12 protein-coding genes are annotated in these 12,248 nt (G+C 69.8%); 9 read left to right on the forward strand and 3 right to left on the reverse strand.

What is annotated here, in order from left to right; translation table 11 throughout:
- From EFJ44_RS13920 to EFJ44_RS04885, 6 genes are all read left to right on the forward strand, one after another.
- On the forward strand, positions 1–192 hold a 192-nt coding region (locus tag EFJ44_RS13920), incomplete at its 5' end, for a hypothetical protein (protein WP_206426875.1).
- Positions 193–250: 58 nt separating this feature from the next.
- Positions 251–2,065 carry a glutamine--fructose-6-phosphate transaminase (isomerizing) gene (glmS, locus tag EFJ44_RS04865; protein ID WP_125256092.1) on the forward strand — a complete coding sequence of 605 codons (1,815 nt, stop codon included), beginning with the start codon at positions 251–253 and terminating at the stop codon, positions 2,063–2,065.
- Between the two features lie 56 nt (positions 2,066–2,121).
- A complete protein-coding gene (galU, locus tag EFJ44_RS04870; RefSeq protein ID WP_125256093.1) occupies positions 2,122–3,003 on the forward strand; it encodes a UTP--glucose-1-phosphate uridylyltransferase GalU in 882 nt (293 codons plus the stop codon).
- A gap of 46 nt (positions 3,004–3,049) precedes the next feature.
- Complete coding sequence (locus EFJ44_RS04875) at positions 3,050–3,790, forward strand: cytochrome b/b6 domain-containing protein (RefSeq protein ID WP_125256094.1); 741 nt, start codon at positions 3,050–3,052, stop codon at positions 3,788–3,790.
- The gene (locus tag EFJ44_RS13955) at positions 3,777–4,532 is read left to right on the forward strand and encodes a molybdopterin-binding protein (RefSeq protein ID WP_125256095.1); all 756 of its coding nucleotides are present in this window, start codon (positions 3,777–3,779) and stop codon (positions 4,530–4,532) included. Before EFJ44_RS04875 ends, EFJ44_RS13955 begins: the two co-directional genes overlap by 14 nt.
- A complete protein-coding gene (locus EFJ44_RS04885) occupies positions 4,514–6,070 on the forward strand; it encodes a carboxylesterase/lipase family protein (RefSeq protein WP_125256096.1) in 1,557 nt (518 codons plus the stop codon). Before EFJ44_RS13955 ends, EFJ44_RS04885 begins: the two co-directional genes overlap by 19 nt.
- Before the next feature lie 7 nt (positions 6,071–6,077).
- Here the strand turns inward: EFJ44_RS04885 and EFJ44_RS04890 are convergent, their stop codons facing one another.
- Complete coding sequence (locus EFJ44_RS04890; RefSeq protein ID WP_125256097.1) at positions 6,078–7,130, reverse strand: ribonucleotide-diphosphate reductase subunit beta; 1,053 nt, start codon at positions 7,128–7,130, stop codon at positions 6,078–6,080.
- 236 nt (positions 7,131–7,366) lie between these two features.
- Here EFJ44_RS04890 and EFJ44_RS04895 point away from each other — a divergent pair, with 236 nt between their 5' ends.
- Positions 7,367–8,029: a glutathione S-transferase family protein gene (locus EFJ44_RS04895; protein ID WP_125256098.1), complete on the forward strand. Its 663-nt coding sequence runs from the start codon at positions 7,367–7,369 to the stop codon at positions 8,027–8,029.
- Here EFJ44_RS04895 and EFJ44_RS04900 read toward each other — a convergent pair.
- Positions 8,026–10,059, reverse strand: a complete 2,034-nt coding sequence (locus EFJ44_RS04900; RefSeq protein ID WP_206426877.1) for a hybrid sensor histidine kinase/response regulator — start codon at positions 10,057–10,059, stop codon at positions 8,026–8,028. The two genes, EFJ44_RS04895 and EFJ44_RS04900, sit on opposite strands and share 4 nt — an antisense overlap.
- 210 nt (positions 10,060–10,269) lie before the next feature.
- Between EFJ44_RS04900 and EFJ44_RS04905 the strand changes: the two genes are divergently transcribed.
- Positions 10,270–11,049 carry a nucleotidyltransferase family protein gene (locus EFJ44_RS04905; protein ID WP_125256100.1) on the forward strand — a complete coding sequence of 260 codons (780 nt, stop codon included), beginning with the start codon at positions 10,270–10,272 and terminating at the stop codon, positions 11,047–11,049.
- A gap of 1 nt (position 11,050) precedes the next feature.
- Positions 11,051–11,851: a metallophosphoesterase family protein gene (locus EFJ44_RS04910; RefSeq protein WP_125256101.1), complete on the forward strand. Its 801-nt coding sequence runs from the start codon at positions 11,051–11,053 to the stop codon at positions 11,849–11,851.
- On the opposite strand, the gene EFJ44_RS04915 is transcribed toward EFJ44_RS04910, so the two are convergent.
- Positions 11,848–12,246, reverse strand: a complete 399-nt coding sequence (locus EFJ44_RS04915; protein WP_125256102.1) for a hypothetical protein — start codon at positions 12,244–12,246, stop codon at positions 11,848–11,850. The two genes, EFJ44_RS04910 and EFJ44_RS04915, sit on opposite strands and share 4 nt — an antisense overlap.
- Between the last annotated feature and the right edge of the window lie 2 nt (positions 12,247–12,248).

Here is a 12,248-nt window from a genome sequence, read left to right on the forward strand (position 1 = left end):
GCCACCTCCGGCGTCATCGGATGGCTGTTGGCCCGGCCGCGGATGCCGTCGGTGCCGAAATATCGCCTGTCGCCCAAGGGCTTCCTCCTGTCGGCCGCGGGGGCCGAGAAACCTTGCGTAATGACTTTTCAGTCGTCACGCCTTCCCGCATCCCCTATCGCCGGGACGCTTCCGGAACGTGAAGGCTTATGACCTTTCGTCTCCGGCGGTGCAAAGGCTGGCCGGAACGGCGAAAGACGAGGCGACTTGCATGTGCGGCATCATCGGCGTGACGGGCACCGGCCCTGTGGCTCCCCGCCTGATCGACAGCCTGAAGCGGCTGGAATACCGGGGCTATGATTCCGCGGGCGTCGCCGCCGTGGTCGACGGGCGCGTCGAGCGCCGCCGCGCCAAGGGCAAGATCCGCGAACTGGAGGCCGTGCTGGCGGCCGAGCCGCTGGAGGCCACCGTCGGCATCGGCCACACGCGCTGGGCCACCCACGGCGCGCCGACGACCGAGAACGCCCACCCTCACAAGGCCGGGCGCGTGACCCTGGTGCACAACGGCATCATCGAGAACTTCGCCGAGCTGAAGGCCGAACTGGCCGCCCACGGACGGACCTTCGAAAGCCAGACCGACACCGAGGTGGTGGCCCACCTGCTGGACGCCGAACTGGCGACCACCAACGATCCGCTGGTGGCGTTCAAGCGCGTTCTGGACCGGCTGACCGGCGCCTATGCCCTGGCCGTGTTGATCGACGGCGAGGACGGGCTGATCCTCGGCGCGCGCCGCGGCAGCCCGCTGGTCGTCGGCTGGGGCGAGGGCGAGATGTACCTGGGGTCCGACGCCCTGGCGGTCGGCCCCTTCACCACCTCGATCAGCTATCTGGAAGAGGGCGACTACGTCGCGCTCGACCGCTCGGGCGCGCGCATGTTCGACGTTTCCGGCGCGGCGGTGGAACGCCCGGTGGTTCAGGTCTCGGGCTCGTCGGCCATGGTCGAGAAGGGCGAGTACCGCCACTTCATGCTCAAGGAGATTCACGAGCAGCCGGACAGCGTGCAGCGCACCCTGTCGGAGTACCTCGACTTCGTGAACGGCACGGCCCGGCCGACCGCCGTCGACTTCGCGGCGATCGACCGCATCCAGGTCGTGGCCTGCGGCACCGCCTTCTACGCCGCCCAGATCGGCCGCTACGCCTTCGAGCGTCTGGCCGGCCTGCCGTGCGACGTCGAGATCGCCTCGGAGTTCCGCTATCGCCGCCCGGCGGTATCGAAGGGCACGCTGGCCGTCGCGGTCAGCCAGTCCGGCGAGACGGCCGACACCCTGGCGTCGCTGACCTGGTGCAAGGCTCAGGGACTGCAGACCGCCGCCCTGGTCAACGTCCATTCCTCGTCCATGGCGCGCGAGGCGGCGGTGCTGTGGCCGACGCACGCGGGGCCGGAGATCGGCGTGGCTTCGACCAAGGCCTTCACCGCGCAGGTCGCGGCCCTGCTGGCGCTCGCCGTTTCGGCCGGCGTGCAGCGCGGGCGGATCGACGCGGCGCAAGAGGCCGAACTGATCCAGGCCCTGTTCGAATCCCCCCGCCTGATCGCCGAGGCCATGCAGATGGACGAGGCCCTGCGCGAGGTGGCGAACGATCTGTCCAAGGCCACCGACGTGCTGTTCCTCGGCCGCGGGCCGATGTTCCCGCTGGCCATGGAAGGCGCGCTGAAGCTGAAGGAGATCAGCTACATCCATGCGGAGGGCTATGCCGCCGGCGAGCTGAAGCACGGCCCCATCGCCCTGATCGACGAGTTCACGCCGACGGTGGCGCTGGCCCCGCTGGACGACGTCTACGAGAAGACGGCGTCGAACCTGCAGGAAGTCGCCGCGCGCGGCGGGCCGGTGATCATGATCGCCCCGGCCGACGCGCCCGAGCCGCACGGCGCCGGCATCCGCCGGGTCGACGCCCCGGCCTGCCATCCGCTGGTCGCGCCGCTGGTTCACGCCGTGGCGATCCAGCTGCTGGCCTATTACACGGCGGTCCAGAAGGGCACCGACGTCGATCAGCCGCGCAATCTGGCGAAGTCCGTCACCGTCGAGTGATCGCCTCGGCCGCCTGATGCGTTAGGGTGGCCGACCTTCACCGTTCAGGATTCGCCATGACCGCCGCTCCCCGTCGTCTGCGCAAGGCCGTGCTCCCCGTCGCCGGTCTGGGCACGCGCGTCCTGCCGGGCACCAAGACGACGCCCAAGGAACTGCTGAACGTCGTCGACCGGCCGATCCTGTCCTACATCGTGGAAGAGGCGCGCGAGGCGGGGATCGAGCACATCGTCTTCGTCACCGGGCGCGCCAAGCAGGCGATCGAGGACTATTTCGACCACCAGATCGAGCTGGAGGCCCAGCTGGAGGCCAAGGGCAAGACCGACATCCTGCAGATGATGAACGCCGAACTGGCCGAGGCCGGCGAGATGAGCTTCACCCGCCAGATGCAGCCCAAGGGTCTGGGTCACGCCGTCTGGTGCGCCCGCGACATCGTCGGCCACGAGCCCTTCGCCGTCATCCTGCCGGACGTCATCGTGGATTCGCAGCCGGGCGCTCTGAAGCAGCTGGCCGACGTCTACGCCGAGGTCGGCGGCAACGTCATCGGCGTGGAGCAGGTGCCGGAGACCGAGACTCACAAGTACGGCATCATCGATCCCGACGGCGACGCCTCGGGCGCGCGCATCCGCATGAAGGGCATGGTCGAGAAGCCGCCGCGCGGCGAGGCGCCGTCGACCCTGTCGATCTCCGGCCGCTACATCCTGCAGCCCGAGATCTTCGAGATCCTGGCCACGCAGGAGCGCGGCGCGGGCGGGGAGATCCAGCTGACCGACGGCATGGCGCGGCTGATGCGCGACCAGACCTTCACGGCCGTGAAGTACGACGGCGTCACCCACGACTGCGGCGACAAGATCGGCCTCCTGCGGGCCAACGTGGCTCTGGCCCTGAAACGCCCCGATCTGGGCGATGCGGCGCGGGCGGCGATCCGCGACCTGCTGTGACGGCCCGGGCCTAGGCCCGGCTCCGCTTCCCTGTCATGGTCGGCCCATGGCCAGGCCCGATCGCCCGCTGACCGACGGCCGCCTCGCGATCTGGCGGCATCCGCTGCCGGTGAGGCTGACCCACTGGATCAACGTCCTGTGCGTGGTCGTCCTGCTGATGACCGGGCTGCAGATCCTGCGGGCGCACCCGCATCTCTATTGGGGGCTGGCGTCGGACTTCGACGATCCGTGGCTCAGCTTTCCGGTCATCCCCGGCTGGATGACCCTGCCCAGCTGGCGTGACCTCGCGGCCGGCCGCAACTGGCATTTCTTCTTCGCCTGGATCTTCGTGATCAACGGCCTGATCTATCTGACCTACGCGCTGATCTCCGGCCGGGTGCGGCGGCTGATGGAGCCGTCGCGCGAGGAGCTCCGGGACATTCCGCAGAGCGTGGTGCAGCACGCCCGTCTGCGGTTTCCCGAAGGCGAGGCCGCGCGGACCTACAACGTGATCCAGAAGCTGACCTATCTGGTCGTGCTGTTCCTGCTGTTGCCGCTCATGCTGGCGACCGGGCTGGCGATGTCGCCGGGCATGAACGCGGTGCTGCCGGAGCTGCTGGAGCTGTTCGGCGGCCGCCAGTCGGCGCGGACCCTGCATTTCCTCGCGGCCATGGGACTGGTGGCCTTCACGGTCGTGCACGTGCTGCTGGTCTTCCTGTCGGGCCCGATCAACACCCTGCAGGCCATGGTCACGGGCTGGTACGTGATCCGCACCGAACCGGAGGATGCGACCGATGATCCGGCCTGACCGCCGCCTGCTGATCCTCGGCGGAGCCGCCTTCCTTTCGGGATGCGACGCCCTGGTGCGCAACCCCCAGGCCACCTGCACGGTGAAGAAGGCCGAGGGGCTGACCCGCGGCGCGCAGCGCGCCGTGATCCCGCGCACGGCGTTGGCGCCGGAGTACACCGAGCGGGAGATTTCGAAGAATTTCCGGGCCAACGGCTCCATCGACCCGGCCGACCGCGAGTACCGCGCCCTCAGGGCCAACGGCTTCCGCGACTATCGCCTGGTCGTCGACGGCCTGGTGGAGCGGCCGCTGAGCCTGTCTCTCGCCGACCTGAAGCGCCGCCCCTCGCGGACCCAGATCACCAAGCACGACTGCGTCGAGGGCTGGACGTCGATCGGCAAGTGGAAGGGCGCGCGCCTGTCCGCCATCCTCGACGAGGCGGGCCTGAAGCCGAACGCGAAATACATCATGTTCTATTGCTTCGACGCCCTGGATCAGACCGAGGACGGCGAGCGATACTACACCTCGATCGACCTGGTGGACGCCTTCCACGCCCAGACCCTGCTGGCCTACGAGATGAACGGCCGACCCCTGCCCATCAAGCACGGCGCGCCGATCCGCCTGCGGGCCGAGCGCCAGCTGGGCTACAAGATGGCCAAATACATCAAGCGCATCGAGGCCGTGGAAAGCTTCGCCCACATCGGCAAGGGCAAGGGCGGCTATTGGGAAGACCGGGGCTACGAGTGGTACGCGGGAATCTGACCCGTCGGGGGCTCGGGCTGGCCGCCGCCGCCCTGCCGCTGGCCGGCGTCGCCCGGGCCCGCGCCGACGATCCGGAGGTCCACACCGCCGGCGGCCCGGTCCGGGGCGTCGTCCGCGACGGCGTCGCGACCTTCCTCGGCGTCCCCTACGGCGCCGCGACCCGGTTCGAGCCCCCGACCGCGCCGCGCGCGTGGCGCGCCCCGTTCGTCGCCGACCGCCACGGCCCGGCCAGTCCGCAGCGGGGGAGCGAGCCGGACCAGTCTGAGGACTGCCTGCGCCTGAACGTCTGGACGCCCGGCGCCGACGCCGGACGCCGGCCGGTTCTGGTCTACGTCCACGGCGGCGCCTACTCGACCGGCTCGGGCTCCAGTCCGCTGACCGACGGGGCGCGTCTGGCCGCGCGCGGCGACGTGGTCGTGATCACGCTGAACCACCGGCTGGGGCCGCTGGGCTACGCCTATCTGGACCGGCTGGCGCCCGGGTTTCAGCACACGGGCAATCTGGGGCAGCTGGATCTGATCCGGGCGCTTGAGTGGGTGCGGGCGCATGCGGCGCGCTTCGGGGGAGACGCGGATCGGGTCACAGTCTTCGGCCAGTCGGGCGGCGGAGCCAAGATCGCCACCCTGATGGCCACGCCCGCCGCCGCCGGCCTGTTCCACCGCGTCCTGACCATGAGCGGCCAGCAGGTGACGGCGTCAGGGCCGCTGAACGCCACCCGGCGCGCCGAGGCTTGGCTGGACGCCTTGGGCCTGAGCCGCGACCGGGCAGGGGAGGTGCGGACCCTGCCGGTCGAACGGCTGATCGAGGCGGCGGGCGTGGCCGACCCGATCCTCGGCGGCTCGCTGTACTTCGGGCCGGTGATGGACGGGCTGGGCCTGCCCCGACACCCCTTCTTCCCCGACGCCCCGGCCCAGTCGGCGCACATTCCGATGATCATCGGCAACACGCGCGAGGAGACCCTGGCCTTTCTCGGGAACGACCCCGCAAATCAGGGCCTGACGTGGGACGCCCTGCCCGCGCGCCTGACGCCGGCGCAGATGCGGATCGACGTGGCGCCCGAGGCGGTGGTGGCCTGGTATCGCGAGCACCATCCGCATCTGACGCCCGACGAGGTGCTGATCCGCGCCACCACGGCGGGCCGCAGCTGGCGCGCCGCCGTGATCGAGGCCGAGGCGCGGGCGGCGCAGGGGGCGCCCGCCTGGGTCTACCAGCTGGACTGGCCCGCCCGCCTGCCGTCGGGGCGCACGGGCGCGCACCACGCCAGCGACATCCCCCTGATGTTCGACACCCTGTCCGCGCCCGGCTCCGGCACGATCGGGCCGGAGGCGCAGGGCATGGCGGACCTGATGAGCGAGATGCTGGTCCGTTACGCCCGCACGGGCTCCCCCGGCGGTCCGGGCCTTCCGGCATGGACGCCCTATTCGCTGGAGCGGCGCGAGACGCTGATCCTCGACCTGCCGCCGCGCAGGGAAAACGACCCCCGCGGCGACGAACGCGCCTTCTTCGCCCGCATCCCCTATGTCCAGCCCGGGACGTGAGACCTGATCAGGCCCCGGCCGTCTCCGCCGCGCGCTTCTTCATCAGGGCGTCGAAGCTGTCCCAGACGCCCTCGGCGCCGTGCCAGCTGCCTTGCGTCGCGGCCTTGGAATATTCCGTGGCGCGGGCCTCGAAGAAGTTGGCGTGCTCCACGCCGGACAGCAGGGCCTGCAACCAGGGCAGGGGATTCTCGCGCGAGCCGCCGTACAGCTCCGGCAGCTGCAGCTGGCGCAGCCGCCAGTCGGCGATGAAGCGGATGTATTTCTTGATGTCGTCGGGCGTCATGCCGTTCACCGGGCCCTGTTCGAAGGCGAGGTCGATGAACTTGTCCTCCATCGTCACCACCGTCTCGCAGCACTGCACGATGTCGTCGGCGACGGCCCTGGTCACCGCGCCCGTCTCCTTGTTGAAGGCATGGTACAGCTTGATGATGCCCTCGCAGTGCAGGCTCTCGTCGCGCACCGACCAGCTGACGATCTGGCCCATGCCCTTCATCTTGTTCTGGCGGGGGAAGTTCATCAGCATCGCGAACGACGCGAACAGCTGAAGCCCCTCGGCGAAGCCGCCGAACATGGCAAGGGTCCGGGCGATGTCCGCCTCGGTGTCCACCCCGAACCGGCCCATGTAGTCGTGCTTGTCCCGCATGGCCTCGTATTCCATGAAGGCGCCGAACTCGGCCTCGGGCATGCCGATGGTCTCGAGCAGCAGGGCATAGGCGGCGATGTGGATGGTCTCCATGTTGGCGAAGGACGCCAGCATCATCTTGACCTCGGTCGGTTTGAACACCCGACCGTAGCGCTCCATGTAGTTGTCCTGCACCTCGATGTCGGCCTGGGTGAAGAAGCGGAAGATCTGCGTCAGCAGGTTGCGCTCGCCGTCGTTCAGGTTGGCCGCCCAGTCCTTGCAGTCCTCGCCCAGCGGCACCTCTTCGGGCATCCAGTGGACCTGCTGCTGCTTCTTCCACATGTCGAAGGCCCACGGGTAGCGGAACGGCTTGTATGCGGCCGAGGGCGTCAGCAGGCCGGGGACCTTGAGCGACGAGGACGGGACGTGCGCGTTCATTCGGGAGCTCGGCGATTCTGGAGGCGGGAACAGGCGTCCACCATGCGGGCGAACCGGCGCGGCGCCAAGCCGAATTGCGGCTATATTGCGATCACATTTTTCAGGACCGCTATATGTGGTGTGGGAAGAACAGGTTCCTGTGGGCGCCGTGGGGGATGGATCAGCCGCCCTGATGCCGGACGCGGACGAACTCGGGGCGTTCGTCTCCCCGTCCGTGCCAGACTGATCGCAGGAGAATGCGCATGACCTATCTCGTCTACGGCGCGCTGGGCTCCGGCTCGGTGCCGGTCGAGGCGGCCCTGACCCTGATCGGGGCCCCGTACAGGGTGGAGGAGATCGTCACCTACGCCTCGGAGGCGGAGCGGGCGCGCATGGCGCCGCACAATCCGATGCGGCAGGTGCCTGTGCTGGTCACGCCGGAGGGCGAGACGATCACCGAAAGCGCGGCCATCCTGCTCTGGCTGACCGAACGGCATCCCGAGGCCGGCCTCGCGCCCCCGCCGGGCGATCCGCGTCGCGGGCAGTTCCTGCGCTGGATGACCTTCATCCCGGCCGAAATCTATTCGATGTACTGGGTCCGCGACGTGCCCTCGCGGCTGGTCGGCGAGGACGAGGAAGCCCAGACCCAGATCCGGCGGCGGACGAAGGACCGCATAGCGGCATGCTGGGGCGTGATGGAGGGCCAGACCGATCCGGGGCGGTTCGTCCTCGGCGATCAGCTGACCGTGCTCGATCTCTACATGGCGGTGGTCAGCCGCTGGCGGCCGCTGCGCAAGCGCTTCCATGAGGTGGCGCCGCGGCTCGGCCGGGTGGCTCGCCGCGTCGACGCCTTGCCGGAGTTGCAGGACCTCTGGGCGGAACGCTTTCCGTTCGAAGGAGACTACGCCGACCCGGCCTAGGCCGCTCTCGAGGCCGCGTCGCCCTCCGCCGTTAGGGCCTGGGTCAGGACCCGCAGCAGACCGGCCTGACTGATCGGCTTGGCCATGTGGGCGTCCATGCCCGACGCGAGGCAGCGGGCGACGTCCTCGGGCATGGCGTCGGCGGTCATGGCCACGATCGGAGTCCGGGCGCCGGCGGCGCGCACGGCCCGCGTGGCGTCCAGCCCGTCCATGCGCGGCATGCGCACGTCCATCAGGATCAGATCGAAGGCTTCCGCGTCGACGGCCGCCACCGCCTCGACGCCGTCGACGGCCTCGGCCACCTCGCAGCCGAAGGCCTCCAGCATCACCCGGGCGACCTCGCGGTTCACCGGGTGGTCGTCGACCACCAGCACGCGCGGCGCCCGCCCGGAGTCGGGCACGGTTTCGGCGACGGGCTCGGTCCTCGCCGCGTCGGCGGCACGCGCCAGCGGCAGGACCAGGGTGAAGGCGGCGCCCCGTCCCTCGCCGCCCTCGACCTCGATCGTGCCGCCCATGCGCGCGACGTTCCGGGAGGCGAGGGCGAGGCCCATCCCCGCGCCCTCATGCGCGCGGCACAGGGTGACGTCGGCCTGCTCGAAGGCCTGGAACAGGCGGTCGCGCTCGGCCGGGTCCAGGCCGCGGCCGGTGTCGGCGACGCGCAGGGCGATGCGGTCGCCGCGCTCGCGCACGGTGATCTCGACGCCGCCGCGATCGGTGAACTTCACCGCGTTGGAAATCAGCGCGTGCAGCGCCTGACGCAGCACGCGCCGGTCCGCCATGTGCCGGGCGCCGGGCGCGAGCAGGGTCTCGATCCGCAGCGACAGTCCCTTGGCCTCCAGCGCGTCGAGACTGGGCTTCAGCGCGTCGTCGACGACTTCGGCCAGGGCGACCGGCTCGGGAGACAGGGTGGCGTCGCCGCGGGCGAAATCCAGAATGTCCTCCACCAGCATCAGCAGCCCGTCGCTGGAGCGGCGGATCTGGCGCGCCTGCCGCACGGCCTCGGGGTCCAGCCCCGGCCGCGCCGCCAGCAGATCGGCGAATCCGGCGACGCCGTTCAGCGGCGTGCGCATCTCGTGGCTCATCAGCGCGAGGAAGCGGCCCCGCGCCTCCGCGGCGTGCTCGGCGCGACGGCGGGCGTCCTGGGCGGCCAGGGTGCGCGCGCGCAAGCGGGACTCGAGCCGCCGCCGCTCGGTCACCACGGTCGAGATCGGAAGGGCGGTGATGACGATGCAGGTCAGGAAGAGGTTGAGGATGAACAGTCGTTGCATCATCTCCGGGGCGCCCGCCAGCGCCGGATCGGTCGACAGCCGGGTCAGGTGCACGGGGCCGTGTCCCGTCAGGGTCAGGGCGCCGGCCAGGATCGCCGTCGCCAGAACGGCGCCCGCCGTCGTGGGCGGCGACAGACGCAGGGCGATCAGCAGCAGCGGCATCATCGTCAGGAACTGCAGCGGCGCCGACGTCTGCCAGAAGGTCAGCAGCGTCACCGCCAGACTGAAGGCGATGAGCATGGCCGCCTCGCGCGGCGACGCCCGGCTCATGCCGCGGAAGCGATAGGCCCGCGCGAACATCAGCAGGGGCGGGGTGATCAGCATGACCCCGAGGAATTCCACCGAGACGTAGGTCTGGATGAAGAACAGGAGCAGGGTCGGCGTCATGGGATTCAGGGCGTGCATCACGCCCAGCGCGACGGCCGCGGAGGCGACGACCGCCGGCAGGGCGGCCAGCAGGGTGAACCGGATCAGCCGGTGTGGGCGCCGCATGTCCAGAGCCGCACCGCAGAACCGGCGTGCCAGCACGGCGGTGATCACCGCCACGCCCATGTTGAGGACGGCGTTCAGCCACAGGAAGATCCCGGGGTCGCCGCGGAAGACGTTGTTGAGCAGATTGGCCGCGAAACAGGCCAGCAGGACGCCGATCGCCTCGCGTCGGTGCAGCTGCAGCAGGGCCGCCGCCATGATCCCGTTCGACAGCCAGACCGCGACCGATCCGAACTCCCGCGCCGACCAGAAGCCGACCGCCAGCGACGTCACGAACAACGCCACATAGACCCAGGGCGCGGGCCCCGCCTTCCGGCCGGCCTCATGCCTGAACAAACGCCACCGACCCTTCAAGACGGGCCCTCCCACTCCCACTGAAGTCAGGACTAGAGGCGAGCCGTAAACAAATCGGTCCACAGCTCGCAGGGCCGGAACCGGGGTTCAGGCGGAGCCGTTCCCGTTGCCTCGCGTCCAGAGGCCCTGATGTCCGACACCGTGCTCGACCCCAGCTTTCATCCGCCCGAGGAGGCGGTGGAGTTCTACGAGGAGAGCCTGCGCCTCCTGAGGGAATCGGGCGTGCCCTTCCTGCTGTCGGGCACCTATGCGGTGACCGCCTACACGGGCATCCGGCGTCCGACCAAGGATTTGGACGTCTTCTGCAAGCCCGGCGACTACCCCCGCATCCTCGCCTTCTTCCAGGCCCGCGGATACCGGACCGACGTCGAGGACGAGCGCTGGATCGCCAAGGTCTGGAAGGACGACAAGCACTTCTTCGACGTCATCTTCGCCATGTCGAACGGCACCATCGCGGTGAACGACAGCTGGTTCGGCGACGACGCGATCGAGGTCTACGGCCACCGGGTCGGCATCACGCCGCCCACCGCCCTGATCCTGTCCAAGGTCTTCATCCAGGACCGCTACCGCTACGACGGCGCCGACGTGAACCACGTCATCCTGAAACAGGCCGACGCCATCGACTGGAAGAGCCTGCTCGACCAGATGGACCTGTACTGGGAGGTGCTGATGGCGCACCTGCTCAACTTTCGCTTCGCCTATCCGACCGAGCGCGATCGCGTTCCGGGCTGGCTCATGGGGGAACTGACCGGGCGGCTGAAGGCCCAGATCGACCTGCCCGCGCCGCGGGTGAAGGTGTGCCGCGGCCGCCTGTTCAGCCCGCGCGACTACATCTCCGACGTGGCCGAATGGGGCTTCGGCGACGTCGTCGGCAAGGGCCTGGAAGAGCGCCACGACCCGGTGCACTGAGATGACCGATCCCGTCGCCCCTGCGCCCGCCAACCAGGACGCCGCGCCCCAGACGCTGCAGCCGGGGCTCGAGCCCGGACCCGCGAAGAAGCTTCGCGTCGCCGCCGTCGGCGACCTGCACGTGGGCGAAGGCCAGGACCGGCCCCACCGCGACCTGTTCGACCGTGTTCACGAGGACGCCGACGTCCTGTGCCTGGCCGGCGACCTGACGAATTTCGGCAAGACGCGCGAGGTCGAGATCCTGCTGGAGGATCTGAAGGCCTGCCGCATCCCCATGGTCGGCGTGCTGGGCAACCACGAGCATGAGTGCGGCCAGCCGGAGCGCGTGCGCGAGCTGCTGTGCGACGCCGGGGTCAAGGTGCTGGACGGCGGCCAGGCCTATGAGATCGAGGGCGTCGGCTTCGCCGGCGGCAAGGGTTTCGTCGGCGGCTTCGGCCGCTACATGCTGAGCGCGTTCGGCGAGACCGAGATCAAGCGCTTCGTGCAGGAGGCGGTGGACGACGCAAACCTGATCGAGAACTCGATCCGGACTCTGCGCACCGAGCGGTCGGTCGTCATGCTGCATTATGCCCCGATCGTCGACACGGTGGTGGGCGAGCCGCCCGAGATCCACGCCTTCCTCGGCTCCTCGCGGCTGGGCGAGACCATCGACCGCTACGACAACGTTTCCCTGGTGGTCCACGGCCACGCCCACCGCGGCGCGCCCGAGGGACGGACCAACAAGGGCGTGCCCGTCTACAACGTCGCCCTGCCGGTGCTGCGCACGCTGGGCGACGTGCCGTACCGGGTGTTCGAGGTCTAGCGAAGGCCGAGCGCGCGCTCGTAGTCGGCGAGCGGGAAGTGGAGCGAGTCCACACACGCGGCCGACCGCAGGCTCCCTTGGTCCATGCGGGCTAGGACGGTATGCGACCGACCGCGTTCGAAGTTCAGACCGCAGGTGCTGGGTGCCGCTAGGGAGTGCTCTACCCAGCGCGTTTCCAGCGACTCGCCCTTGAGGGTCCGGCTGACGGCAAAGCGCGTGGCGCCCCTGAACTCGGACAGAATGACCGTCTCTTGAGCGACGCCGATGAACATGACGTCCGTCTGCCGCAACTGCGCCTCGGGGCTTGCGGGCCGAACGCAGCTGCATGCCAGCGCAGCGGCGACGCCCAACACCAGCGCCGCCCCCAGCGACAGGACCAGAGATCTCGCGACCATGC

The sequence above is a fragment of the Brevundimonas fluminis genome, assembly GCF_003934285.1.
GTDB lineage: Bacteria > Pseudomonadota > Alphaproteobacteria > Caulobacterales > Caulobacteraceae > Brevundimonas > Brevundimonas fluminis.

Bases quoted from the DNA above. Each gene is read 5' to 3' on its own strand.
- glmS (WP_125256092.1), top strand. From the start codon at position 251: ATGTGCGGCATCATCGGCGTGACGGGCACCGGCCCTGTGGCTCCCCGC.
- galU (WP_125256093.1), top strand. From the start codon at position 2,122: ATGACCGCCGCTCCCCGTCGTCTGCGCAAGGCCGTGCTCCCCGTCGCC.
- EFJ44_RS04875 (WP_125256094.1), top strand. From the start codon at position 3,050: ATGGCCAGGCCCGATCGCCCGCTGACCGACGGCCGCCTCGCGATCTGG.
- EFJ44_RS13955 (WP_125256095.1), top strand. From the start codon at position 3,777: ATGATCCGGCCTGACCGCCGCCTGCTGATCCTCGGCGGAGCCGCCTTC.
- EFJ44_RS04890 (WP_125256097.1), bottom strand. From the start codon at position 7,130: ATGAACGCGCACGTCCCGTCCTCGTCGCTCAAGGTCCCCGGCCTGCTG.
- EFJ44_RS04895 (WP_125256098.1), top strand. From the start codon at position 7,367: ATGCGCATGACCTATCTCGTCTACGGCGCGCTGGGCTCCGGCTCGGTG.
- EFJ44_RS04905 (WP_125256100.1), top strand. From the start codon at position 10,270: ATGTCCGACACCGTGCTCGACCCCAGCTTTCATCCGCCCGAGGAGGCG.
- EFJ44_RS04910 (WP_125256101.1), top strand. From the start codon at position 11,051: ATGACCGATCCCGTCGCCCCTGCGCCCGCCAACCAGGACGCCGCGCCC.
- EFJ44_RS04915 (WP_125256102.1), bottom strand. From the start codon at position 12,246: ATGGTCGCGAGATCTCTGGTCCTGTCGCTGGGGGCGGCGCTGGTGTTG.